General features: G+C 40.7%; 24 protein-coding genes. 9 read left to right on the forward strand and 15 right to left on the reverse strand.

From position 1 onward, the window contains the following. Nucleotides 1-27 precede the first annotated feature (27 nt). The gene (locus KEM09_RS09380; protein ID WP_212227841.1) at nucleotides 28-2,079 is read left to right on the forward strand and encodes a hypothetical protein; all 2,052 of its coding nucleotides are present in this window, start codon (nucleotides 28-30) and stop codon (nucleotides 2,077-2,079) included. Between the two features lie 73 nt (nucleotides 2,080-2,152). On the opposite strand, the gene KEM09_RS09385 is transcribed toward KEM09_RS09380, so the two are convergent. Further along, nucleotides 2,153-2,656: a sigma-70 family RNA polymerase sigma factor gene (locus KEM09_RS09385; RefSeq protein WP_212191524.1), complete on the reverse strand. Its 504-nt coding sequence runs from the start codon at nucleotides 2,654-2,656 to the stop codon at nucleotides 2,153-2,155. Nucleotides 2,657-3,124: 468 nt separating this feature from the next. On the opposite strand from KEM09_RS09385, the gene KEM09_RS09390 reads away from it, so the two are divergent. Genes KEM09_RS09390 through KEM09_RS22010 form a run of 4 tightly spaced genes read left to right on the forward strand, consistent with a single transcriptional unit; the run spans nucleotide 3,125 to nucleotide 6,226 of the window. Next, complete coding sequence (locus tag KEM09_RS09390) at nucleotides 3,125-3,337, forward strand: DUF4492 domain-containing protein (protein ID WP_212227842.1); 213 nt, start codon at nucleotides 3,125-3,127, stop codon at nucleotides 3,335-3,337. A gap of 18 nt (nucleotides 3,338-3,355) precedes the next feature. Continuing rightward, a complete protein-coding gene (locus tag KEM09_RS09395) occupies nucleotides 3,356-4,951 on the forward strand; it encodes a cytochrome ubiquinol oxidase subunit I (RefSeq protein ID WP_212227843.1) in 1,596 nt (531 codons plus the stop codon). Then, nucleotides 4,951-6,087, forward strand: a complete 1,137-nt coding sequence (gene cydB, locus KEM09_RS09400) for a cytochrome d ubiquinol oxidase subunit II (protein WP_212227844.1) — start codon at nucleotides 4,951-4,953, stop codon at nucleotides 6,085-6,087. The genes KEM09_RS09395 and cydB overlap by 1 nt, the downstream gene beginning before the upstream one ends. A 10-nt stretch (nucleotides 6,088-6,097) precedes the next feature. Beyond that, nucleotides 6,098-6,226 carry a hypothetical protein gene (locus KEM09_RS22010; RefSeq protein ID WP_262898264.1) on the forward strand — a complete coding sequence of 43 codons (129 nt, stop codon included), beginning with the start codon at nucleotides 6,098-6,100 and terminating at the stop codon, nucleotides 6,224-6,226. 81 nt (nucleotides 6,227-6,307) lie between these two features. On the opposite strand, the gene KEM09_RS09405 is transcribed toward KEM09_RS22010, so the two are convergent. Together KEM09_RS09405 and KEM09_RS09410 are read right to left on the reverse strand one after the other, a co-directional pair. Beyond that, nucleotides 6,308-7,324: a 2-oxoacid:ferredoxin oxidoreductase subunit beta gene (locus KEM09_RS09405; RefSeq protein ID WP_212227845.1), complete on the reverse strand. Its 1,017-nt coding sequence runs from the start codon at nucleotides 7,322-7,324 to the stop codon at nucleotides 6,308-6,310. Between the two features lie 3 nt (nucleotides 7,325-7,327). Then, a complete protein-coding gene (locus tag KEM09_RS09410; protein ID WP_212227846.1) occupies nucleotides 7,328-9,175 on the reverse strand; it encodes a 2-oxoacid:acceptor oxidoreductase subunit alpha in 1,848 nt (615 codons plus the stop codon). A gap of 377 nt (nucleotides 9,176-9,552) precedes the next feature. Between KEM09_RS09410 and KEM09_RS09415 the strand changes: the two genes are divergently transcribed. Continuing rightward, nucleotides 9,553-10,080: a gamma carbonic anhydrase family protein gene (locus KEM09_RS09415; protein WP_212227847.1), complete on the forward strand. Its 528-nt coding sequence runs from the start codon at nucleotides 9,553-9,555 to the stop codon at nucleotides 10,078-10,080. Between the two features lie 39 nt (nucleotides 10,081-10,119). Here the strand turns inward: KEM09_RS09415 and murI are convergent, their stop codons facing one another. The 10 genes from murI to KEM09_RS09465 form a co-directional block, all read right to left on the reverse strand. Continuing rightward, on the reverse strand, nucleotides 10,120-10,944 hold the full coding sequence (murI, locus tag KEM09_RS09420; protein ID WP_212227848.1) for a glutamate racemase: 825 nt from the start codon (nucleotides 10,942-10,944) through the stop codon (nucleotides 10,120-10,122). Nucleotides 10,945-11,024: 80 nt separating this feature from the next. Further along, nucleotides 11,025-11,537 (reverse strand): OmpH/Skp family outer membrane protein, encoded by a 513-nt coding sequence (locus KEM09_RS09425; RefSeq protein WP_212191532.1) that lies wholly within the window; start codon nucleotides 11,535-11,537, stop codon nucleotides 11,025-11,027. A 22-nt stretch (nucleotides 11,538-11,559) separates the two neighbouring features. Next, complete coding sequence (locus KEM09_RS09430) at nucleotides 11,560-12,072, reverse strand: OmpH/Skp family outer membrane protein (protein WP_212227850.1); 513 nt, start codon at nucleotides 12,070-12,072, stop codon at nucleotides 11,560-11,562. A 14-nt stretch (nucleotides 12,073-12,086) separates the two neighbouring features. After that, nucleotides 12,087-12,599, reverse strand: a complete 513-nt coding sequence (locus KEM09_RS09435) for an OmpH/Skp family outer membrane protein (RefSeq protein ID WP_212227852.1) — start codon at nucleotides 12,597-12,599, stop codon at nucleotides 12,087-12,089. Between the two features lie 64 nt (nucleotides 12,600-12,663). Next, the gene (gene bamA, locus KEM09_RS09440; protein WP_244824935.1) at nucleotides 12,664-15,246 is read right to left on the reverse strand and encodes an outer membrane protein assembly factor BamA; all 2,583 of its coding nucleotides are present in this window, start codon (nucleotides 15,244-15,246) and stop codon (nucleotides 12,664-12,666) included. 73 nt (nucleotides 15,247-15,319) lie between these two features. After that, a complete protein-coding gene (locus tag KEM09_RS09445; protein ID WP_212227854.1) occupies nucleotides 15,320-16,063 on the reverse strand; it encodes an undecaprenyl pyrophosphate synthase in 744 nt (247 codons plus the stop codon). Between the two features lie 12 nt (nucleotides 16,064-16,075). Next, the gene (gene porG, locus KEM09_RS09450; protein WP_212227856.1) at nucleotides 16,076-16,837 is read right to left on the reverse strand and encodes a type IX secretion system protein PorG; all 762 of its coding nucleotides are present in this window, start codon (nucleotides 16,835-16,837) and stop codon (nucleotides 16,076-16,078) included. A 109-nt stretch (nucleotides 16,838-16,946) separates the two neighbouring features. Continuing rightward, nucleotides 16,947-17,825, reverse strand: a complete 879-nt coding sequence (locus KEM09_RS09455) for an NAD kinase (protein ID WP_212227858.1) — start codon at nucleotides 17,823-17,825, stop codon at nucleotides 16,947-16,949. Nucleotides 17,826-17,849: 24 nt separating this feature from the next. Beyond that, entirely contained in the window at nucleotides 17,850-19,226 is a 1,377-nt protein-coding gene (locus KEM09_RS09460) for a BamA/TamA family outer membrane protein (RefSeq protein ID WP_212227860.1), read from the reverse strand. Between the two features lie 76 nt (nucleotides 19,227-19,302). Continuing rightward, a complete protein-coding gene (locus KEM09_RS09465; RefSeq protein ID WP_212191539.1) occupies nucleotides 19,303-19,968 on the reverse strand; it encodes a CBS domain-containing protein in 666 nt (221 codons plus the stop codon). Between the two features lie 169 nt (nucleotides 19,969-20,137). Here KEM09_RS09465 and KEM09_RS09470 point away from each other — a divergent pair, with 169 nt between their 5' ends. Further along, the gene (locus tag KEM09_RS09470) at nucleotides 20,138-20,854 is read left to right on the forward strand and encodes a pyridoxine 5'-phosphate synthase (protein ID WP_212227862.1); all 717 of its coding nucleotides are present in this window, start codon (nucleotides 20,138-20,140) and stop codon (nucleotides 20,852-20,854) included. A 5-nt stretch (nucleotides 20,855-20,859) separates the two neighbouring features. Next, entirely contained in the window at nucleotides 20,860-21,666 is an 807-nt protein-coding gene (locus KEM09_RS09475; protein ID WP_212227863.1) for an alpha/beta fold hydrolase, read from the forward strand. Between the two features lie 232 nt (nucleotides 21,667-21,898). Here the strand turns inward: KEM09_RS09475 and KEM09_RS09480 are convergent, their stop codons facing one another. Both KEM09_RS09480 and udk read right to left on the reverse strand, forming a co-directional pair. Continuing rightward, nucleotides 21,899-22,615 (reverse strand): 3'-5' exonuclease, encoded by a 717-nt coding sequence (locus KEM09_RS09480; protein WP_212227864.1) that lies wholly within the window; start codon nucleotides 22,613-22,615, stop codon nucleotides 21,899-21,901. Between the two features lie 5 nt (nucleotides 22,616-22,620). Further along, nucleotides 22,621-23,238 (reverse strand): uridine kinase, encoded by a 618-nt coding sequence (udk, locus tag KEM09_RS09485; RefSeq protein WP_212227865.1) that lies wholly within the window; start codon nucleotides 23,236-23,238, stop codon nucleotides 22,621-22,623. A 52-nt stretch (nucleotides 23,239-23,290) separates the two neighbouring features. On the opposite strand from udk, the gene KEM09_RS09490 reads away from it, so the two are divergent. Then, nucleotides 23,291-23,590 carry a Dabb family protein gene (locus tag KEM09_RS09490; RefSeq protein WP_212227866.1) on the forward strand — a complete coding sequence of 100 codons (300 nt, stop codon included), beginning with the start codon at nucleotides 23,291-23,293 and terminating at the stop codon, nucleotides 23,588-23,590. The last annotated feature ends 51 nt before the right edge of the window (nucleotides 23,591-23,641 follow it).

The raw sequence follows: 23,641 nt of genomic DNA on the forward strand, positions 1-23,641 counted from the left end.
CAATCTGTTTTATTCAAATCACACCGTATGAAAAAATATCTGTTTCTGCTATTAACAATCATGACAATAACAGCTTGTCATGAACAAAGTGACAACAACCAACAAACCGAGGTTGCTAATATTTCGGAAGCTACAATTAAAACGACTGTGGCTGCTATAGAAAAATTACATCCCAATGCCAATGCTCAAATAATTAATCGTGGGGTTAAGCATGCTGCCTCGCTTTGGCGCAACGTGGATGGCACTGAAAGCGATTTTCAGCAATTCTGCGAAAAACATTTTATAGCTGATGCTTCGCAAAAGGAGCTGATGTTTGAAAAAGTGAGTCGCAACCTAGAAATACTTTACGGCCACTTCAATAAAATAGCCCTTGAACTGCAGCGTCCGCTCCACGAGCCAATGGGTGACATCATCGACATTGACAAAACCTTTGGAGGATATAGTGCAGGCTCTCATCTTATCGAAGATATGTACCGCAATAAGCTGGCCTTTAATATTGCCTTGAATTTCCCTTACTACTCATTATCTGAAAAAGAACAAAACGCAGCTACCTGGACGCGTAAAGAGTGGGCTTATGCCAGAATGGGAGATGTATTTACAGCACGTATTCCGGCTGAGATTCTTCAAAACGTATCAGAAGTTGGTTCCGCATCAGAAATGTATATCGCCAATTACAACATATACATGGGGCAACTGGTGGATGATAAAATGCAGACCTACTTTCCGGAAGATATGATACTGCTATCACACTGGAACCTGCGCGATGAAATAAAATCGCATTATAGCAAAGGAGCTGATGGTGTTCAGCTGCAAGGAATGGTCTATGAAGTGATGAAGCGCATTATCGATCAAACAATACCAAAGGATGTCATCAATAATGGCGACTACCAGTGGAATCCTTATAGCAATGCGGTATATAAAGATGGCCAGACAATAGAACTAGCCAGTGAAGACAACGGCCGCTACCAACAAATCATCAACAACTTCCATGCTATGCGCCAGATGGATGCCTACACACCATTGAATACGGCTGTGAAGCGAGCTTTCGAGGGAGGCATGGAAATCACTCAGGCTGATGCCGAGCAACTATTTGTTGAGTTCATGTCATCAGATGCCTTAAAGCAGGTTGGTGAATTAATTAAGCAACGACTGGGACGCGATTTGCAACCATGGGACATCTGGTACGATGGCTTTAAAGCCCGCAGCGCTATTGATGAGAATACACTAAACAATATCACCCGCACGCGCTACCCAAATGCCAAAGCCTTGGATGATGACTTAGCCCATTTATTAGTGAAATTAGGTTTTACGAAAGAAAAGGCCTCCTTTCTGGCAGAGCGCATCGATGTCGATCCGGCCCGCGGTTCTGGTCATGCCTGGGGTGCATCAATGAAAGGTGAAACAGCTCACCTACGCACACGAATCCCGGAGAGTGGCATGGATTATAAAGGCTACAACATTGCTATTCACGAATTCGGACATAATGTAGAGCAAACCATCTCGCTTTACGATGTGGATTACTACATGCTTAACGGTGTACCTAACACGGCGTTTACTGAGGCACTGGCTTTCATCTTCCAGAAGCGCGATTTGGAATTGCTGGATATGAAAAATGACAATCCAGAAAAAGAAGCTTTACAGATCCTAGATAATTTCTGGTCAACCTATGAAATTATGGGTGTATCATTACTTGATCAACGCATGTGGAAGTGGCTTTACCATCATCCCGAAGCCACTGCCGATGAATTAAAAGTGGCTGTACAGCAAATTGCTATTGATATCTGGAACGAGTTTTATGCACCAGTATTTGGCATCAACGATCAACCTATTCTGGCTATTTATTCTCACATGATTAATAGTCCCATCTACCTGTCAAACTATGCATTTGGCCATTTAATTCAGTTCCAGGTAGAGCAATACCTTAAAACAGCAGACTTTGCGCCTGAAGTGGAGCGATTATTTAAAATTGGTTCTATTACACCTAATGCATGGATGCAAGCTGGCCTTGGAGAAGACATCTCTATTGTTTCAATCATTAAAGAAGCCCAAACAGCTGCTGAAGAGTTAAGCAAGAATTAGAAAAGACTTAATTATACAAAAAAAGGTAAACCACTTGGTTTACCTTTTTTTTATGGTCTTATATCAATATAGATTAGTCAATCGCTAATTCGATCATCTTCTGAAGCTTTTTGCGGCCAAAGAATATTCTACTTTTCACCGTACCTATCGGCATATCCAACTGTTCAGCTATTTCTTTGTATTTGTAGCCTTCCATATGCATAGTCAATGGTTGCTTAAACTCACCTTCCAGCTTATTCATCTGCGAATGAATCTCGCCGGTATAATGTATAACATCAGGTGTGTCATCAGTATAGTACTTATTAGATAAGTAGTTAACTTCATCAACTAGCATAGGTGCCTGACGCATTTTGTACTTACGGCGATAATTGTTGATAAATGAGTTGCGCATGATGGTGTGCATCCACGCTGAAAAGTTGGTATTCATCACAAACTTCTCTCTTGAAGAGAGGGCTCTGAAGTTTGTTTCCTGAACAAGGTCGTGGGCATCTTCCTCATTCGCTGTTAATGTAAGGGCATAGCTAAACATTTTTTGTTGAAGCCCCAATAGTCGATGGTTGAATTGTTCTGCGGTCATCTTTCTGGGTATTATTGTTTAACATTTTCTGTTTCCTTTAACACAATTGTCCGGGTGTTTAACAATTAATATTTTGGGAAACTCAATTAATTTAATTAAAATCATTCATAAATCCAACTGTAAATCAGTATTACAGTCATTTATTTCTTTTTGGTATTTAATTACCTGATTACTTCGTAAAGATGAACAAAATCAAATTAACTTCCAAATCTGTTTAATGATTTTAACATGCAATTAATCATTATTGCAATAATATTCATAACACTCAATCATCCTAATACCCTAACAGTCAGTTGTAAGAATGCATTTGATTGACTATTTAAATATTTTTTACATTTATTGAAAAGAATTAATAGTGCTCAAACGTTCTATATATTGTCTGTTAAAAAGCGACATTTATCGTGTTTCTTTTCAATTTAAGTAAGTAATTTGCTCTTTCGTTAGAGCTATTCAGAATAGTTGATACTCATGCACATTTTCAAAAAGATATATCATTTTTATGTTGATGGATTTCGTAACCTGTCGCCTTGGGCGCGCACATTATGGGTCATCATTCTGGTGAAGCTGTTTATCATGTTTGCAGTTTTGCGTCTGTTCTTTTTTCGGGATACATTAAAAAACAGGTATGCAACTGATGAGGAAAGAGCTAACCACGTTATCGAAGAATTAATTGGACAATAATAATAACAATAAATTAATATGCTAGAGAATATTGATTTGTCGCTCGTCAATTGGTCGAGGGCACAATTTGCACTTACAGCTATGTTTCACTGGCTCTTTGTTCCATTAACACTGGGCCTCAGTTTTATCATAGCTTTTATGGAAACCATTTATGTAAAAACAGGTGATCAGGAGTGGAAGCGAATCACCAAATTCTGGATGAAACTATTCGGTATTAACTTTGCCATTGGCGTGGCCACCGGTATTATCCTCGAATTTGAATTTGGTACCAACTGGTCCAACTATTCCTGGTTTGTTGGTGACATATTTGGGGCACCGTTAGCCATTGAAGGTATTATGGCATTCTTTATGGAAAGTACCTTTATTGCTGTTATGTTTTTTGGCTGGGGTAAGGTCAGTAAAAGGTTTCACCTGACTGCTACCTGGTTGACTGCAGCAGGGGCAAATCTATCTGCACTCTGGATATTAGTGGCCAATGCCTGGATGCAAAATCCGGTTGGTATGAAGTTTAATCCGGAAACAGCTCGTAATGAGATGGAAAACTTCTGGGATGTCTTCCTATCACCAACAGCCGTTACAAAATTTTTGCACACCACCACATCCGGCTATGTACTGGCCTCGTTATTTGTTGTAGGTATAAGCAGTTGGTTCTTAATAAAAAAGCGTCATGTACTATTTGCCAAAAGAAGCATAGTGATTGCTGCTATTTTTGGCTTAGTATCTTCAGTAATGCTAGTAGCTACAGGCGATGGTTCAGCCCGTGATGTTGCCAAAACACAACCCATGAAATTTGCTGCTATGGAGTCGCTTTACGAAGGCCAGACTCAAGCACCTTTAATTGCCATTGGCCTGTTTGGCAAAGAACACGACGACCCAATGAACCGCGATTCAGATCAGGAGTTTCTGGTTAAAATAGAAATACCTAATATGCTCTCTTACCTTGCTTTTCTGGAGGTAGACGCTTTTGTGCCTGGCATCAAAGATTTGGTATTAGGCAATGAGCAACACAACATCATGTCATATAAAGAAAAAATAAAACGAGGCTATGAAGCACAGCAAACGCTGAAAGCATTTAAAGAGGCAAAAGGTGTTGATGAGGCTGAGTACGAACGATTGAAAGCAAAGTTTGATGATAAAGAATGGGTAGAAAACTATTTTAAATACTTCGGCTACGGCAATTATTATGATCCCAACCCTGAGCAACTTGAGCTTAACGCTTTCAAAATAGTACCACCCATCTCATTGTCTTTCTATGCTTTCCATATCATGGTCATTCTGGGTGGTCATTTTATGCTGCTGTTTATGGTCATTTTATGGTTGGTATACAGAAAGAAACTAGAATCGAATAAACTGGTGTTATACACGGCACTATGGACTATACCATTGGCATACATTGCCAGTCAGGCCGGATGGATAGTTGCTGAAGTTGGTCGTCAACCATGGGTTATACAGGACCTGATGCCCACCATGACTGCCGTATCGAAGATCGACACCAGTTCAGTCATGATCACTTTCTGGCTTTTCACCATCACCTTTGTGGCTCTGGCTATTGCCGAGGTTAAAATCATGGTAAAACAAATTAAAAACGGACCTAAAGAAGGAGGACACAACTAATGTTTGGAGAATTATCACATTTAGCGCTGCAGCAATATTGGTGGATCATCGTTTCGCTTTTAGGCGCATTACTCGTCTTCCTGATGTTCGTGCAGGGAGGACAAACTTTGATTTATACCATTGGTAAAACAAGTATGGAAAGAACAATGCTTGTAAACACTTTAGGTCGCAAATGGGAATTTACCTTTACCACTTTGGTAACTTTTGGTGGAGCGTTTTTTGCCTCATTTCCTCTATTTTACAGCACTAGTTTTGGTGGGGCTTATTGGGTTTGGATGCTTATACTATTTGCATTTGTTATTCAGGCAATAGCCTATGAATTCCGCTCTCGCCCAAATAACGTATTTGGTCCACGTACCTATGAAACATTCCTGCTAATCAATGGTCTGCTGGGTACTATCTTAATCGGCACCGCCGTAGCTACATTCTTTACCGGTTCTGCTTTTACCGTGAATGAAATGAATCAATCACAATGGGAACTGAGCTCTCATGGCCTGGAAGCAGCTTTAAACCTTCACAATTTATCACTTGGACTTGCTGTATTCTTCCTCGCTCGCGTTCTTGGTTTACTTTATTTCATGAACAGCATTAATCATGTTGACGTGTTTACACGTGCTAAAAAGCATCTGATTTACAATGGCATTCCATTTCTGGTTTTCTTCCTCACTTTTGTCATCTGGTTGTTTGTAAGAGATGGCTTTGCTGTAAATCCATATACGCAGGAAGTATATCTGGAACCATACAAGTATTTTAAGAATATGGTGGAGATGCCAATAGTCTTCATCCTGTTTTTAATTGGTGTAGTTGGAGTTTTGCTTGGCTTGGGTGCCGGTATCCTTCGTCGCGACTGTACAAAAGGCATATGGGCTGCAGGTGGTGGTACCGTTCTTACTGTATTCAGCCTTTTACTAATTGCTGGGTTTAATAACACCTCATTCTACCCTTCTACCTATGATTTACAAAGCTCATTAACGATACAAAATGCTTCATCAAGCCACTTTACCCTGACTGCCATGAGTTATGTATCACTGCTTGTCCCATTTGTTTTTGCATACATCTGGTATGTATGGAAGGCCATGAACAACAAGCCAATTGATGAGGATGAAATGAAATCTGAAGATTTACACGTTTACTAATAGAACTGACATGAAATATTTACACGAAATAGTATGGTATCTTTCTCTCCCATTAACCATTGTTATTAGCTACTATGCAGTACTATTTGGCTTAAAGAAGTTTAATCAGCTTCACGAAAAGGAAGAGGAGACAGAATAACAATATCTCTAAGCATATAGAAAGAGCCGCTCAGAATTATCTGAACGGCTCTTCTTTTTGTGCTAACTCAATAAAAAATAGTTATTCAACGTCCCACACATCACCTGAGTGAATCAGGTCGTTGAATGATTTAATTTGCGATTGTTCCTGAACTTCTGCAAGCTGCTTCGCTACACACTGATCATAAACAGGTGCCTTAACAGAACGAATTACACCCAAGGCAACCGGATATTCAGGGTATTCCATATCAGCCAGCTTCAAGTGCAAGGTGATATCATCACAATGTGCATCGTGCACAAGAATATCATCTTCAGTAATGCCATTTTCACCGATGGTAACCACCTTCAATTCTAAGCCTTCAAGCATCAAACCTTTGTTATTTTCAGCTCCAAAAATCATTGGCTTACCATGCTCCAGCTTAATGGTACGATCGGCCGAATGCGCCTTATCGGTAATAGCATTATGGGTTTTATCGTTATAAATAACACAGTTCTGCAGTACTTCAACTATAGATGTACCTTCGTGCTTAGCTGCTTCTTCCAACATCACCACAGAGTGCTTCAGATCTTTATCGATGCAGCGGGCAAAAAACTGTCCACGTGCGCCAATACATAGCTCTCCCGGACGGAAAGGCGCTTCAACTGTACCGAATGGTGAAGTTTTCGAAATAAACCCACGCTTAGAAGTTGGTGAATACTGTCCTTTTGTCAAACCATAAATCTGGTTGTTGAACAGGATTACATTTAAATCAATGTTACGACGAATGGTATGGATAAAGTGGTTACCTCCAATAGCTAATGCATCACCATCGCCTGTAATCTGCCATACTTTTAAGTGTGGATTAGCCACCTTAACACCAGATGCGATGGCCGAACCACGACCATGAATCGTATGAAAACCAAACGTTTCCATATAATATGGGAAGCGTGATGAACAGCCTATACCAGAAATAACTGCTACTTCTTCTTTTTTATATCCCAAAGAAGCCATTGCCTTTTGCACTGAATTCAGAATGGCATGGTCTCCACAACCAGGACACCACTTTACGCTTTGGTCACTTTTAAAATCTGTAAATTTTACTTGACAATTTTCAGCCATCATTTATTCCTCCAGCAAGGTTTTAAAGTGTTCTTTCAATTCTACTACCGTAAATGGTTGCCCCTGTACTTTATTAAAACGTTGTGTTTGAATATCAGGGAAGTTCATTGTCAGGTAATCGGCAAATTGCCCAAGGTTTAATTCACACACCACAATCTTTTTGTAGCGCTTCAGTACTTCATATGTATTGCGTGGTAATGGCTTAATGTAATTAAAATGTGCCAATGCCAGCTTGTGTCCTTCATTTGCCAACTCATCAACTGCAGTAAACAGGTGACCAAATGTACCTCCCCATCCAACAACTAAAACATCAGCATCTTCATCACCCAGTAATTCTAATTCAGGAACCACATTAGCAACGCGTTGTACTTTTTCCTCACGAATTTCCACCATACGCTGGTGGTTCAATGCATCATGAGAAACAGCACCAGTCTGCTCATCTTTTTCAAGTCCGCCAATTCTGTGCTCTAATCCAGCTGTTCCGGGAGTTGCCCAATAGCGTGACAGCTTTTCCAGATCTCGTTTATACGGATGCCAGTCTTTATCATTAACGTCTGCTTTAGGTACGCTAATCGTTGGCCATTCTTCAAGATTTGGCAAACGCCATGGTTGAGTACCATTTGCCAAGAAACCATCGGTTAATAAAATAACAGGCGTCATGTGTTCTACTGCAATTTTGGCTGCGTAGAACGCATAATCAAAGCAATTGGTTGGTGAACTGGCCGCAATAATAACAGCCGGACTCTCACCATTTCGGCCATACAACGCCTGCATCAAGTCTGACTGCTCAGTCTTAGTAGGTAATCCGGTTGATGGCCCGCCACGCTGAACGTTTACAATAACCAGTGGCAACTCAGCAATAACAGCCAAGCCAATTGCTTCACCCTTCAAAGCCAAGCCAGGTCCTGAAGTAGTTGTAATCGCTAAATCACCTGCAAAGCTGGCTCCAATAGCAGTACAAATACCTGCAATCTCATCTTCAGCCTGGAATACCTTCACACCTAAATCTTTACGAGCACTTAATTCCTGAAGAATTTCGGTTGCTGGTGTAATAGGATATGAACCCAGGAATAATTCTAAACCGCTCTTCTCAGCAGCAGCCAAAAATCCCCATGCGACAGCCTGGTTACCGCTAAGGTTGCGATACTTTCCCTTTTTAATATCTGCAGGGTGGATATGATAAGAAGGTGTTAGCGCCTGAATAATGTTACCATAGTTGTAACCATCTTCAAGTACCTTAACATTGGCATCAACAATCAGTTGATTCTTTTTAAACTTCTTCTTTATATAGTCTTTGGTATGATCAAGAGGACGATCGAAAAGCCAGTAAACCAACCCAAGCGCATACATATTCTTGCTTCGAAGGATACTTTTATTGTCCAATCCCATATCTTTTAAGCTTTCTTTCGTCAGCGTAGTGATAGGAGCCTTCACAATATTGTAGCCGCTCAACTTACTTTCAGTAATCGGATCGTCGGTTTCATAACCTGCTTTTCGCAAATTCTTTTCATCACAACTATCTACATCTAAAATAACCGTACCACCTGGTTTCATCCATTTTGCATTAGCCTTTAATGCTGCAGGATTCATTGCCACCAGTACGTCGCAGTAATCCCCCGGAGTATATACTTCGGTATGTCCAAAATGCACCTGAAAGCCGGATACCCCGCTAATGGTGCCCTGTGGGGCACGAATTTCAGATGGATAATCAGGAAATGTTGAGATGTCATTTCCAAAAATTGCAGAGGTGTAAGAGAATAAGGTTCCTGTCAGCTGCATTCCGTCACCGGAATCACCTGAAAACCTTACTACAACTTCATCTCTTTCAATAACTTTTGACCTTTTACCCATGATTGACAAGGTTCTGATTTATATCTATCTATTATAACAAAGTTAATCTATCAATAAAAAGGAAATCAATGAATATAAGCACTTAGCTTTCAACATTAATTTCCTCTGAATTGTGGGAGTAAAGGTAGAGATATGGCCATATCGACAAGTTGATATTTGTCATGTTTAACCGGTTCACACCTTGTGTTATACAACACATTTTAAAATACATAATTTATGGCCGATAAATCGAATTATCCTTTACTTTACCCCTCTTCAACACTCAGAGTTAAAAAAGTTGATTGTATTTTTGACCTTTCAATTCTTCATCTGTTTAACTAATACCTGTTGTAATATAAGCTTTCAAAAGTTCAGGATAATTATAAACAAAACAAAATATGGCACTAATTAAATCAGTAAGAGGCTTTACGCCTAAAATTGGGAAGAATGCCTATCTGGCCGAAAACGCAACCATTATAGGCGATGTAGAGATAGGCGATGATTGTAGTATATGGTTTAATGCAGTATTGCGCGGCGATGTTAATTCTATTCGCATTGGCAACAAAGTAAACATTCAGGACGGCTCTGTTTTGCACACCCTGTATCAGAAATCAGTCGTTGAGATAGGTGATAATGTGTCAATAGGTCATAATGTGACTATTCACGGCGCTAAAATAGAAGACAATGTATTGATTGGTATTGGCGCCACGGTACTGGATCATGCTGTTATTGGCAGCAACTCAATTATTGCAGCTAATTCACTGGTATTAACGGGCACTATAGTAGAACCAAACAGCATTTATGCAGGAGTGCCAGCTAAAAAAGTCAAAGATATTGAGCCGGAACAATCAAGAGAGATGGTACAAAAGATTGCCAATAACTACCTGATGTATGCCGGGTGGTTCAAGGAAGAAGACGAGCAGTAACTTTGAAGCTATCAGCTATTAACAAATGGCTGATAGCTTTTATAAAACCAAATGTTCCACGTTGGTTTCACCTTCGAAAAAAATTCCTGCTGTCTGTTTAAATTTAGCAACCTGCTCTGTAGTATATAAATGTACAGTCCCACTTTTCGAACACATGGCATCCATCTCCGGATGTCGAAACAGATAGTCTTTTAAACTCTCTCCGACAATGTCTCCCTGTTCCAATAGCTGTGCACCAACAGGTAAGTATTGCTTAATTTTTGGGGTTAACAGCGGATAATGTGTACAACCCAAAATGACGGTATCAATTGCATTATCTTGCCTAAAGAGGTTGTCCACGTGCTGTTTCACAAAATAGTCGGCTCCAGGTTTATCAAACTCATTATTCTCGACCAGTGGCACCCACATTGGGCAAGCTTCCTGAGCCACTTGAACTGATGGGAAAAGCTTGTTAATTTCTATTGGATACGATTCGGACTGTATAGTACCCACCGTACCTAAAATACCAACGTGCTTGGTTTTACTATAGGCATTTACTACTTCTACACTTGGTCGTATAACTCCCAAAACACGCTTCTGAGGATCTATATGCGGAAGATCCTTCTGTTGGATGTTACGAAGAGCTTTAGCAGAAGCAGTATTACAAGCTAAAATCACCAGGTTAGCCCCCATATCAAAGAGCTTTTTTACAGCCTGTAATGTGTATTCATAAACAACCTCAAACGAACGTGTTCCATAAGGAGTGCGTGCATTATCTCCTAAATAAATGTAATCGTACTGGGGTAAATGCTCAACTAATTTATTTAATACAGTTAATCCTCCGTAACCGGAGTCAAACACGGCAATTGGTCCTGGTTGCTTCATACATTAGAAATATCACTTAAAGATACAAAAGCGGGTGACTAAACCTAGCCACCCGCTTCAACAAAATTGTTTGCTATTTCTTATTGTGCGCCTAATTTAGTCTTAACCAACGGTGCACAATCTATACTTTTACTTGAGTGGTATACCACTACCTGAGAGCTTATATCGAAAATGTAGATTAAGCCCTGTTCCTGTCCAACTTCATCAATGGCTTTTTGCACTTTGGTAATAATGGGCTGAAGCAATTGCTGCTCCTTCTGGCCAATCGTCTGCTGTGCCATTTGGCTGTATTGTTGCATACGCTGCTCATAATCCTGAATTTCCTTTTCCTTAGTGGCGCGGATTAAGTCAGGCAAAGAATCACGCTGTGACATATAGTCGGTGTATTTCTTCTGCAAATCCTGTTGCATTACCTGCAACTGCTCCTGCAATTTAGTAGCTTCGGCCTGAAGTTCCTGGTCAGCAGCTACTTTTTCCGGCAGTTGCATCACTAATTCCTGAATATTTATATGACCAAACTTAAGATCCTGCGCCTGCACTTTTCCAACGAAAGCAATGGCAGCAAACAGTACTATAACTTTTACCAATTTCATATCTAAATTTTTTATTTACTTATTACTGAATACCTAGTTTAGCTTTCACTAATGCACCAACATCAATGCTTTTATCTGACGCGAAAACAGGTACCCGGCTTGTCATTTCAAATATATACAAAAATCCTTCTTCATCGCCTACTTCCTGAATGGCCGCTTGCATTTTTTGAATAACAGGCGCTTGCAATTCATTCTGTTTGGCCTGTATCTGCTGCTGTGAAAGCAAGTAAAAGTTTTGCACCTTCTGATTCAATTCCATCAACTCCTGCTCACGTGCTTGTCTTTCAGCGGGTGATAAACTCTCAACTTCCTGCTGATAGTTCTGCTGTTTAGTTTGTAAGTCTTGCTGCATGGTCATTAGTTGCGACTCTTTCTGCTCAAACTCTGCCTCCATTTGTTCTTCAATAGCTTTCAGCTCTGGCATTGCCTGCAGTATTTCAGCACTGTTAATATGACCAAATTTCATAGGCTGCTGTGCATTAACTGAACCAATGGCTAGTAAAAATACAACAACCAGTGTGTAGTAAATTTTCATATCTTCTTCTTTAATTATTCACTTTTATATCCAAGTTCAATCAGCACATCGTCACTGATATCATACTTGTTATCCACAAACATAATACCCATCCCGGATGCTTTATCAAATACTGCAGCGATGTTGTTCTCCGAAGCAATATCAGTTATAGCATTGTAAATCTCATCCTGAATTGGCTTTATTAAAGCTTCGCGCCTTTTAAAGAGTTCTCCATTCTGCCCGAAATAGTTCTGTTGTAGTTGTTTTGCCTGCTGCTCTTTTTCAACTATCTCATTCTCTCGTTTAGTTTTCATTTCATTGGAAAGAAAAACATTCTCAGCCTGATAGTTTTTGTATAGCTCAGCTACTTCCTGATAGCGCTGCTCCACTTCACCCTGCCACTTACTGGATAATTGGGACAATTGCTCATTAGCTGCCTCATAAGCAGGAATGTTTCTTAAGATATATTCCGAGTCAACAAAAGCATACTTTTGAGCAAACGCCATTTGCCCAATAAATAAAAGAGATAATAAAACGATGTTTTTCATAGCTTATTCATTTTAGTATGCTTAAATAAACAAAAATCAAACCAAACTCATAACAAGCTGCATGTTAGAAACTTTGACCTATTACAAAGTGGAACTGACTACCACCGGCATTTCTTCTGTATAGACTCTCATCAAATCCATAACCCCAGTCAATTCCCATTAATCCAAAGATAGGTAAGAATATCCTCAAACCGACTCCGGCAGAACGCTTTAGCTCAAACGGGTTATAATCTTCGTACTGACTCCAGGCATTACCGGCCTCAAGAAAGGCCAGTGCAAAAACGGTGGCCGATGGTTGCAATGCCAATGGATATCTTACTTCCATGGTCAGCTTATTATATATATTACCGTCGTACGATCCTTGTGTATTATAAGGAGTAAGCGATGAGTTTTCATATCCACGCAGTCCGATGGTCTCGGAACCATACATGCTGAAGCCCGCCATTCCATCTCCTCCGAGAACGAACTTCTCAAACGGACTCTGAAGGTATTTATTATAGTAACCAAGGAAGCCCATCTCCATTTTACCCATCACAACCAGTTTGCTGGCATTATCAATGGGTTTATAAACGGCTCCTTTGAAAGTCCACTTATGATATTCAATCCGTTGATACTTTTCTTCCTCGCTGGCTTTTGACCAATCCTTGTCTGGCTGGAACATTGACCAAGGTGGGGTAAACTCAACGCCCACAGAGAAGTCAGATCCCTGACGAGTATAAATTGGATTATCAATCGAGCGACGACTCAACATGACCTTAAAGTTCAGGTTGTTTGAAATACCATTCTGCATAATGAAATAATTCCAATCCAACAGATCGTATCGTTGATAACTAGCCTCTGTATATAATGAGAAGAAATCATCGGGCCAGCGAAGACGTTTACCAAATCCTAATGAGATACCAGTAATCTTCATGTGCTGATCGATGGCATCAGGATCTTGCATTCCCGGGTAACTACCTCCATAACCGGGATAACCACCATAACCACCTCCATAGCTATAACGCGGATCGTAATAACTTGAACTAACACCTGTTTGAATAGAGTGATAGATGGAGAAACTCAGCGAGTTAGGTTTTTTACCGCCTAACCAAGGCTCGGTAAATGATAAACTATATGACTGGTAGAACTTACCGTTGGTTTGTGCACGTAAAGCCAGGGTCTGACCGTCACCGGTAGGCAATGGACGCCAGGCCTCTTTATTAAAGAAGTTACGCATTGAGAAGTTGGTAAACTTCAGACCTAATGAACCTACAAACATACCAGCACCCCAACCACCGGATAATTCTATCTGGTCATTGGCTTTTTCTTCAAGCTGATAAACCAGGTCCACTGTTCCATTATCAGGATTTGGCTGAACATCTGGTGAAATATTCTCAGGATCGAAATGCCCAAGTTGCGCCAATTCACGCACAGTACGAATCAATTCAGACTTACTAAATAGCTGTCCGGGCTTGGTTCTGATCTCACGACGCACCACATGTTCGTGTGTTTTGGTGTTACCACGTATGATTACCTTATTAATGGTAGCTTGCTGTCCTTCATAAATACGCATCTCAATATCGATGGTATCACCACGCACACCTGTTTCTACAGGTGTTATATTGGAAAACAGGTAACCATTATCCATGTAGCGGTTATGCACTGCATCTTCGTCAGTAATTAAGCGTTCATCCAGGTATGTCTGGTTAAAGACATCACCTTTCTTAATACGCAAGTCATACGCTAAAAGCTCGGAAGGGTAAATGGTGTTACCCACCCAGGTAATATCACCGAAGTAATATTTATTACCTTCTTCGAGCACCAACTTAACGTCAACAGTGTTATCCTCGATATTTTTACTTACCTCTTCGCTTACGATGCGTGCATCGCGATACCCCAATTCGTTGTATTTACCAATAACAGCTGTTAAATCCTCTTCGTATTTTTCAACAACAAATTTCTTGGTTCTGAAAAAGTTCAGCACCTTGCCTTTTTCGTTGGTCTTTTTCATGGTGCGGTTCAGCTTACCATCGCTAAGCACCTCGTTTCCTTCAAATGTAAGACTACTTACCTTTACCTTATCTTTTTTGTCAACGTTGATGTCCAACGTAACATGATTAGGTTTTGATGGATCGTCTTTTTGAACAATATTAACTTCGGTATTATAAAATCCTTTGTTCACGAAGTGATCGGTGATGTATTTCTCGGCTCGGGTCACCATAAATGGGGTTACCTGTGAGCCTTTCATCATGGCAACCTTTTGCTCTACAGTTTCTATCTCATTCTTTTTGAGCCCATGAAAATACATCTCTGATAAACGAGGTCGCTCCTGCAGGTAAATCTCCAGGTAAATTTCACGCCCCTCGATTTTTTTGGCTTTGATTTTGGCATCGGAAAAAAGTCCGTGTTGCCAGTATCGCCTGATGGCTTCGGACACTTCATCACCTGGCACGGTAATTTGCTGCCCTACTTTCAGTCCACTGATATTGACTAGTATTTTTGGATCCAGGTTTTGTACCCCGGTTACTTCAATATCTGCAATTACATACTTTCGGGGAGTGCCCGAATATGAAATATTTGGAATATCAGTTGTTTGTCCAATTACACTACTAATAGAGAATATAAAAAGAAAAACAATCAATAATTTACTTCGCATATTACCTTCCATGCAGTTCAATAGTTTTTTCAATTTAGGTTAGTCCAACTTCCTCGATTCTATCTTCTCACCTCACTTCACCTGATTATTTTTTAATTTGCTCGCCGGTTTTTCCAAATCGCCTTTCGCGACCTTGAAAATCCAACAGTGCCCGGTAAAAATCATCTCTCCTAAAGTCGGGCCATAAAATGTCGCAGAAATATAGCTCAGAATAAGCTAACTGCCAAAGTAAAAAGTTACTTATTCGATGTTCACCACTGGTTCTGATCATTAGTTCCGGATCAGGTATACCGGCAGTTGACATGTAATTGGATATCACATCGGCATTGATATCTTCAATAGCCAATTGATCATTCTTCACTTCGCTGGCAACGCTTTTAAAAGCTTCAATTATCTCCCAACGAGAACTGTAGCTTAATGCCAGTGTTAATGTTAATCCGTTATTTGATGAAGTTTGTTGTATGCAGTCTTCCAGTTTTTTCTGAACACCACCTGGTAAAGCTTCTTTACAACCTATTGCATTAAGCTTCACATTGTTTTTCATTAAGGTGGAAGTTTCGGAACTGATAGTTGACACAAGGAGGCTCATGAGCGCATCCACCTCCGTTTTGGGACGGCTCCAGTTTTCAGTACTAAACGCATAAAGAGTCAGGTACTTCACCCCAAGTTCGGCCGCTGCTTCTGTTACTTCCCTTACAGCCGTAACGCCATGCTTATGGCCAAACATTCGCGAGTTTCCACGCTTTTTAGCCCAGCGACCATTTCCATCCATTATTATTGCTACGTGGCTTGGCAGCCTGTCTTGTATCAGTTCGTCTTTTAACGACATACTATCAACGTGCTATTTTTTTATACCATCATTACATTTGGTTTTACGCTTCAACATACTGATTGTAACGTATACACCTGCAAACGATATCCAATCGTTATTATGGGTAAAGGTGCTCTCTCCAAATCCATAAGGGTCGGAAGGATCTATGCTTCCTGGCCCCACATAGTCCAAGTCATCAACAAATGTTTTTCGAAAGGTCCATTCGGCTCCAATCCTTACATATTTGTTGATCTTGTACTTTGCACCTATACCGAACGGCAAAGATAATATAAAACTTGTATTGCCCGCAGAATTTTCAACATCTGTATCAATTCTGTTATAAATAGTTGTGGCTAAGCCAACCGAAATGTATGGCGTGAAGGTAGTGGTGGAAATAAATTTATGATCGTAAGACCTGAAATTAAACTCGACCTGTGCCGAAACATCTCCTATACTTCTGTTGAAAGAATAATTCCCTTCGCCCGACTCAAGGTATTTTAAATCCTGACCGTGATAATCCCCACTGATATTACCCACTAAAGCCATTCCTTTAAGGGCAATACGATCGGTAAACACATAACGGCCAATACCACCAACAGCAAGGTGTGAGTTGGTAAACGGAACGCCTGTACTAAGATCTCCAATATAATAGGATGTTCCTAAAAAAGCACCTAGCTCAAGCCGATCCTGCGCCTGCACTTGTTGATTGGCAATGCACAAACAAACAATGACCGCTATAACAAGCGGCCGCCATATTTTTTTTGTTGGGGTTTCCGTATAGATTAGAGGCATTAGCATTAAAATCAAAAACCTGAATTACTGGCAACGTCAACCACAGTTGTACATCGCGGTATAATTGTTCAAACAGCGATTCAGAAAAATTATTGCACTAAAATAAAGATTAATTGCGCTTATCAACGCCCCACATCAATTTATTACGCAATGTAGTAAAGAAGGAGTGACCATCTAATTCAATCACATTGATGCTAAATCCTGCTTTTTTAACCTTAAGGTTGACTGAGTTATCAAACACTTCACTTCGTGAATCGAGCGAAGCCAAAAACTTAGAATCACGCCCTTCCACCTTCAGGGTAACCTCCACATCGTTAGGCACAACAACGGGCCTTACATTCAGATTATGCGGAGCAATCGGCGTAATAATCAAACACTTACTATCAGGATGTAGTATCGGACCACCCACACTAAGTGAATAGGCTGTTGAGCCTGTTGTTGTAGAGATAATCAGTCCGTCGGCCCAAAAAGAGTTTAAAAATTCGTTATTGACATAGGTATGTATGGTAATCATGGCCGAGCTATCGCGCTTTGAAATAGCCAGTTCATTAAGGGCAAAGTTATAATCTCCAAAATGATTCCCATTTGTTTCGAGCACCAGCAAATCGAGCTGTCGGAGCCGGTATTTTCCATCAAGTACCTCCCGCAATGCCACCTTCATTTCTCCTTGAGAGATATCTGCCAGAAAACCTAATCGACCAGAATTTATGCCGACAATCGGAATACCTTTATCTCGCACATAAGTCACCGCTTCTAAAAAGGTGCCATCACCACCAATACTAAAAACCAGGTCCACATCTGCTATGTCATCGTGATGTGTAAAAAAAGCATCCACTTCAGGCTTCATCTTAACGCTTGTAAGCAAAAAGTCGTAGAATGGTTTATGAATCACCACATCCACATTATTGTCCTTTAAAATATTGAACAGGCTTTTACAGGCATTAAAGAACACCTCACCAAACTGCTTTCCGAAAACAGCTATTCGCATAATTTTGAGTTTATCTGAAGAATACTAAATGGCCAAATTAAAATGTACAAAAAATCCATGTTGACGATGTTTATTAACGGAGTAGTTAAAACTCCAGACCATGTCATAAAACGTAACAAAGTCGATACCGGCACCATAGCCATACTGCCAATCATTTACAAATGTATTAGTTATTGGTGGATTCTCTTGCCATACGCTGCCAAAATCATAAAAAGCCTTCAGGTAAAACGCATAATTGACTTTTGCAAACTGAGTGAGCGGCATAAAACCCAAACTTTTAACACGCGGATGAAGCAAAGTGAACAGCAATTGATTTTTCATCGTAAACTGCCTAGTGCCATCGATAACATATAACTCGTAGCCATTCAAAAAGCTTTCATAGCCACTTCCGGCATTCAGAACATAGGGCAGCGAGTTACTCGTATTATACTCTCCATATGCCATGCTGGTCCAGTGCCAGCTCTCGTGCAAACGCACATGTTTATCATAGCTACCTGCCAGCTTAAAGTTATTCAGTTCATCTTGCCACAAGCCAAATCCGGACTGAACAGCTTCAAGCTTGACCCGGCTCCCCTTCAGCGGATAAATCTTAGAATCACGCTTGTCGTAGGTATATTCATACCTTAACTCCAGAAACTGTAGTTTATTGGCGTCAGTTGTCAGGTAGTGGGGATTTAGGTCAATCACAGAATCGCTCACATTGAAATGATGATAAGCAACATCGAGCTTATGCCGCTGATACAAACCTGAGCGTAACGAGTAATAAATGGAACCATGATAGGCCACCTGAGCCATTTCTGTTTCAAGTCCAGTAAAAACAGGTTGATTACTTAGTGTTGCATAAGGCAACTGATCAGACATACTAAAATTAAAGAAAGCACCCCAACCTCCACGCTTATTATATTCAGGCGATAGGTATCCCAATAATATCTGAGTAGTAAATCCAAGCCTGATTCGCGCAATGATTTTTTCGTTGCGCCCCCTGAAATTATCCCGCTTCAGATAGACACCATAGTTGACACGTGACCAATCGCCACTATTAAAGAAAGAACTTAAATTACGATCGGCCACCTCAAATATGGGAAATACCCACCAGTACCATCGTTCATCTACATTGATATGAAACACAATAGTATCATCGGACTGGATGGTGTAATGAATAGAAACAAAATTAAAAAGCGATGTATTTAAGAGATTATGACGGCAACGCTTAACGACCTGTCCAATACGATTAACAAGCAATCTATCACCCTGTTTAAAAATGAGCTCATTAAGAATAACCCGTTGCTTGGTAATTTTATTGCCAGTAATAACAATCTGCTGAACAGTTACATATTCATCATTTACCTGTTCATTATTTTTAACAGGTAACGCACTGGCATTAGCAAGCAAACTGTTCATATGCATCAATATACATATGCACAACAACCTGCCGGCATTTACATAGGCCCATACCATACATTACCTTTTTATTACGCTACATATTAAGATACCTCATTAATGCATCGTAGTTTTTTTTCACTGTATCGTCATAAGCATTGTCGCCCACGTAGGTTGCTTTAACCGAATAGTCGTACCTGTCAAATGCATTTAGCACCGGCCCAACATCAATACGGTTTAGTTTAATGGCTATGCACAATTTATCAGCATCAACAGGCTGAGAAACATACAAACTCAGAATTTTAGCATCTGCATCTTCAACTATTCTGGCTATCTCGGCCAATGAGTAATCACGGGGCATAAGCTCCAACTCAATAATCCCACCTTCGGTGTGAGCCGCAATTAAACCGGCAAAAGTCTGTAATAAATCACTTTGTGTAATCAGACCCAGATAATTCTCCTCTTTATCAACAACAGGCACAACGGTTAGCTTAAGCCTTGAGGCCAGCTCGATAACATCGAATATATGCTGATGCTCAAACACAAACGGCCGTGCATACGACAATGCATGATTCCCCAATGCTTCTTCGGCCTTATTGAAATCGTATATATCAACATCACTAATCAGACCTAAAAAAGCCCTGTTATTAACAATTGGCAAATGCGAAACCCTAAAAACCTCCATCCAGTTAAGGGCATCAAGCCCGCTGTCTGAGGTCTTTAACGAAGGAACAACTTCTGATATTAATTCTTTTGCCAACATAGATTACTTTTCGAAATACTTTATAATTTTGCGCGACAAAGGAAAACCCTTTTATGACGTAATTGTTTGAGTATTAAAAATACTGTCAAACATTATAACAAGCAAAAGTAGGCGATAGTTTATTTTGCATTTAATCACTTATAAAAGGGTGTTCATCAATAAAACAACAATGACAAAACTTAGTGTTAACATAAATAAGGTAGCCACCCTTCGAAATTCAAGGGGCGGCAATACACCAAATGTATTGCAGGCTGCTATTGATGTTCAGGAATTTGGCGGTGATGGTGTTACTGTTCACCCACGACCCGATGAGCGCCATATCCGTTATAAAGATGTGTATGATATTCGTCCGGTCATTAAAACGGAGTTTAACATTGAAGGCTATCCATCGAAAGAATTCATTGACCTTGTTTTGGCTGTTCGCCCGCACCAGGTGACACTGGTACCCGATCCACCAGAAGCACTGACCTCCAATGCAGGCTGGGACACAGTAACGCATATGACATTTCTACAGGATGTGATAGGTCGCTTCAGTGATGCTGGTATTCGCACCTCAATTTTTGTTGACACCAACCTGAAGAACATTGAGGGAGCAGTTAAAACCAATACCGACCGTATTGAGCTTTATACCGAGCCCTACGCCACCAACTTTACGAAAGACCGTGAAGCAGCCATCGCGCCATTTGTTGAAGCAGCCGAATTGGCCAACAAGATTGGGTTGAAAATCAACGCCGGACATGATTTAAACCTGGATAACCTCAAGTATTTCAATGAGCGTATCCCTTATTTAAAGGAAGTATCAATAGGCCACGCTTTAATTAGCGATGCCCTTTATATTGGTCTTGAAAAAACCATTCAGCTATATAAACAGCAATTGATAAAATAAACGGCATGCAACTTTTCCATCGCGAATTTGGTAATAAAGGACCCACTCTGATTATCCTGCATGGCTTGTACGGGGCATCAGACAATTGGGTATCGATTGCCCGCCAGCTGGAAAAGGACTACCACATTTACCTTTTGGATCAAAGGAATCACGGCCATTCGCCCCATAGCAACACTCACAATTATGAGTGCATGGCCGATGACCTCCTGGAGTTTTTTAACGACAAAGGCATTGAAAAAGCGCATCTGGTTGGACACTCGATGGGTGGTAAAACAGCCATGCGCTTTGCTCTCACACATCCCGAGCGCATCAGTAAACTGGTGATTCTCGACATTGCACCAAAATCGTATGCCTCATTCAGTAATTATGCACAGATCACCAACAATCATCAGCTGATTATTGATAGCATGCTCAATGTAGATTTTACACAGGTATCATCACGGCAAGACATTGATCAACAACTAAGCACAAGTCTTCCCGACAAGAAGCTACGCCAGTTTCTCTTGAAAAATGTTAATCGCAGTAAAGAGGACACCTACCATTGGCGTCTTAACCTGCCAGTCATTAAAGAAACGCTGGAACAAATAATGGATGGCTTTTCAGAACTTAACCCGGATGAACTAAACGTCAACATTCCTTCTATCTTTATAAGGGGTGAAAAATCGGGCTATGTGATGGATGAAGACACATTGGTGATGCGCAAATTCTTTAAAACTGCTGAAGTTGTGAGTATCCCCAATGCAGGCCACTGGCTGCATGCCGAACAGCCCGAACTGCTTATTAAGACCCTGGCGTATTTCTTATTGGACTGATTGATTCTGTTTATGTTCAGATTTGGTTGTTTGTTAAGTTGATAGAGTTTATTAACGGACAGAAACCAGATGCAAGATATAAGATTAGAGAAGAGCCTCCATCGCCTGACGGCACTTTCCCTCGAAGAAAGAGCAACTGCACAAAAATCGAAAATCAAGGGTTGGTAGCCTGTTTCACCAGCAACATGCTAATCGCATCCAGCAGATTGTCAAATCAACAACTCAACAATCATCAGGCATGCTCAACCGCATCCTCAGCTATCAGCTCTTCTCCCTTGAAGCGCAAAAACAACTGAGCCGTTGCCAACACATCCTTCTCACAATAGCGGGCTATACGTTCGACATCACGTTCTTCATAAAACACTTGTGCCACCTGACTTCCGTCAATATCATCCTTGGGCGAAGGAATATCAAAAATGGTTGTCAGCAGGTTAAGGGATGTATAATGTTTGTAGTCGCCAAACTTCCACATATCCATGGTATCCATAAACTTCACTTCCCATGGTTTTTTTCCTGCCACATCCAGAATAGGAGGTAACTTAACGCCATTGATAAGCATTCGGCGGGCAATATAGGGGAAGTCAAATTCCTTGGCATTATGCCCGCATATATTCTTATGCATATCACGCGCAAATCCGTTTAGCATCTGACCAAAATCTTCGAGCAGCACCTTTTCATTATCGCCTGCAAATGACTTAACCCGAAAAATTCGCTTGCCTCCGCGAGCCGAAATCACGCCAACCGATATACAAACAATCTTTCCAAACTCAGCATAGATGCCTGCCCGGCCATACACATCGCCTGCAGACTCATCCTCAGCCCTGAAATAAGCCGACTTTTTATCCCAGAGCACTTGCAATTCGGGCGTTACATTTTCAAAACTGGCCTCCTGCGGCACTGTTTCGATATCCAGAAACATGATATCTTCTACTCTGACGGCATCAAGCATAGCAATTAATTTAGGCTGGTTAGGTTACGTTCAATGAAATGCGTGAGAATATTAATGGCAATATGGTTATTACCACCTTGCGGCACAATCAAATCGGCATAGCGTTTGGTGGGCTCAATAAACTGCAGATGACTCGGCTTCACTGTTTCATCGTAGCGCTGAAGCACCTTTTCAACCGTTCGTCCACGCTCCATAATATCGCGCTGTATCACTCTTGACAAGCGATCATCCGCATCGGCATGCACAAACACCTTCAGGTCCATCAACTCGCGCAACTGACAGTTACCTAAAATCAGAATGCCTTCAACAATAATCACATCTCGCGGCTCAACAGTTACCGTCTCTTCAGAGCGCGTACATGATAAGTACGAATACTGGGGCATATCCACCGCACGGCCTGCTTTCAGGTCGGCAATATGCTTAATCAACAATTCCCATTCGATGGCATTGGGATGATCGAAATTTATTTTCTGCCGCTCTTCAAGGGGCAAATGCCTGCTATCTTTATAATATGAATCCTGCGGCAAGATGGCCACTTCGCCCTCGGGCAGCTGCTCCATAATTTTACGTACCACAGTTGTTTTGCCGGAACCTGTCCCGCCAGCTATTCCAATAATCAGCATTTTACTAATTTTGCTTTGTTAGTAACCGACAAAATAAGTAAAATATTCGATTATGATTAAGCACATTGTACTCTTTCAACTGAAAAGCTTTGACAGCGAAAACCTGAAAGCCGCAAAAATTGAGGAAATAAAAAAGGGCTTGCTGGCTCTTGACGATAAAATAGATGCACTACTGTCTATTGAAGTAGGCGTTAATTGCAATCCCAATGAACAGTTCGACATTGCCCTGACCACCACCTTTAATAATATGGAAGACCTGGAGATTTACGCCAAACACCCCGACCATTTGGCCGTTGGTAAAATAATACGTGAGGTATTGGAAGCACGCTCATGCGTTGATTTCGAATACTAAGAGAACTTTACGGAAGGCTCTGCATACAGTTAAGAGCCTTCCCTTATCAGT

It is taken from the genome of Carboxylicivirga mesophila (genome assembly GCF_018271975.1).
Taxonomy (GTDB): domain Bacteria; phylum Bacteroidota; class Bacteroidia; order Bacteroidales; family Marinilabiliaceae; genus Carboxylicivirga; species Carboxylicivirga mesophila.

Excerpts from the sequence above, each read along its gene's own strand:
- KEM09_RS09455 (WP_212227858.1), bottom strand. The coding sequence starts at position 17,825 with ATGCGAATAGCTGTTTTCGGAAAGCAGTTTGGTGAGGTGTTCTTTAAT.
- KEM09_RS09435 (WP_212227852.1), bottom strand. The coding sequence starts at position 12,599 with ATGAAAAACATCGTTTTATTATCTCTTTTATTTATTGGGCAAATGGCG.
- KEM09_RS09425 (WP_212191532.1), bottom strand. The coding sequence starts at position 11,537 with ATGAAATTGGTAAAAGTTATAGTACTGTTTGCTGCCATTGCTTTCGTT.
- KEM09_RS09430 (WP_212227850.1), bottom strand. The coding sequence starts at position 12,072 with ATGAAAATTTACTACACACTGGTTGTTGTATTTTTACTAGCCATTGGT.
- KEM09_RS09480 (WP_212227864.1), bottom strand. The coding sequence starts at position 22,615 with ATGCTTGATGCCGTCAGAGTAGAAGATATCATGTTTCTGGATATCGAA.
- KEM09_RS09405 (WP_212227845.1), bottom strand. The coding sequence starts at position 7,324 with ATGGCTGAAAATTGTCAAGTAAAATTTACAGATTTTAAAAGTGACCAA.
- KEM09_RS09380 (WP_212227841.1), top strand. The coding sequence starts at position 28 with ATGAAAAAATATCTGTTTCTGCTATTAACAATCATGACAATAACAGCT.
- KEM09_RS09390 (WP_212227842.1), top strand. The coding sequence starts at position 3,125 with ATGCACATTTTCAAAAAGATATATCATTTTTATGTTGATGGATTTCGT.
- KEM09_RS09475 (WP_212227863.1), top strand. The coding sequence starts at position 20,860 with ATGCAACTTTTCCATCGCGAATTTGGTAATAAAGGACCCACTCTGATT.
- KEM09_RS09465 (WP_212191539.1), bottom strand. The coding sequence starts at position 19,968 with ATGTTGGCAAAAGAATTAATATCAGAAGTTGTTCCTTCGTTAAAGACC.
- KEM09_RS09385 (WP_212191524.1), bottom strand. The coding sequence starts at position 2,656 with ATGACCGCAGAACAATTCAACCATCGACTATTGGGGCTTCAACAAAAA.
- KEM09_RS09470 (WP_212227862.1), top strand. The coding sequence starts at position 20,138 with ATGACAAAACTTAGTGTTAACATAAATAAGGTAGCCACCCTTCGAAAT.
- KEM09_RS09490 (WP_212227866.1), top strand. The coding sequence starts at position 23,291 with ATGATTAAGCACATTGTACTCTTTCAACTGAAAAGCTTTGACAGCGAA.
- KEM09_RS22010 (WP_262898264.1), top strand. The coding sequence starts at position 6,098 with ATGAAATATTTACACGAAATAGTATGGTATCTTTCTCTCCCATTAACC.
- cydB (WP_212227844.1), top strand. The coding sequence starts at position 4,951 with ATGTTTGGAGAATTATCACATTTAGCGCTGCAGCAATATTGGTGGATC.
- KEM09_RS09410 (WP_212227846.1), bottom strand. The coding sequence starts at position 9,175 with ATGGGTAAAAGGTCAAAAGTTATTGAAAGAGATGAAGTTGTAGTAAGG.
- udk (WP_212227865.1), bottom strand. The coding sequence starts at position 23,238 with ATGCTGATTATTGGAATAGCTGGCGGGACAGGTTCCGGCAAAACAACT.
- murI (WP_212227848.1), bottom strand. The coding sequence starts at position 10,944 with ATGAAGCAACCAGGACCAATTGCCGTGTTTGACTCCGGTTACGGAGGA.
- KEM09_RS09395 (WP_212227843.1), top strand. The coding sequence starts at position 3,356 with ATGCTAGAGAATATTGATTTGTCGCTCGTCAATTGGTCGAGGGCACAA.
- porG (WP_212227856.1), bottom strand. The coding sequence starts at position 16,837 with ATGCCTCTAATCTATACGGAAACCCCAACAAAAAAAATATGGCGGCCG.
- KEM09_RS09415 (WP_212227847.1), top strand. The coding sequence starts at position 9,553 with ATGGCACTAATTAAATCAGTAAGAGGCTTTACGCCTAAAATTGGGAAG.
- KEM09_RS09445 (WP_212227854.1), bottom strand. The coding sequence starts at position 16,063 with ATGTCGTTAAAAGACGAACTGATACAAGACAGGCTGCCAAGCCACGTA.
- KEM09_RS09460 (WP_212227860.1), bottom strand. The coding sequence starts at position 19,226 with ATGAACAGTTTGCTTGCTAATGCCAGTGCGTTACCTGTTAAAAATAAT.
- bamA (WP_244824935.1), bottom strand. The coding sequence starts at position 15,246 with ATGGAAGGTAATATGCGAAGTAAATTATTGATTGTTTTTCTTTTTATA.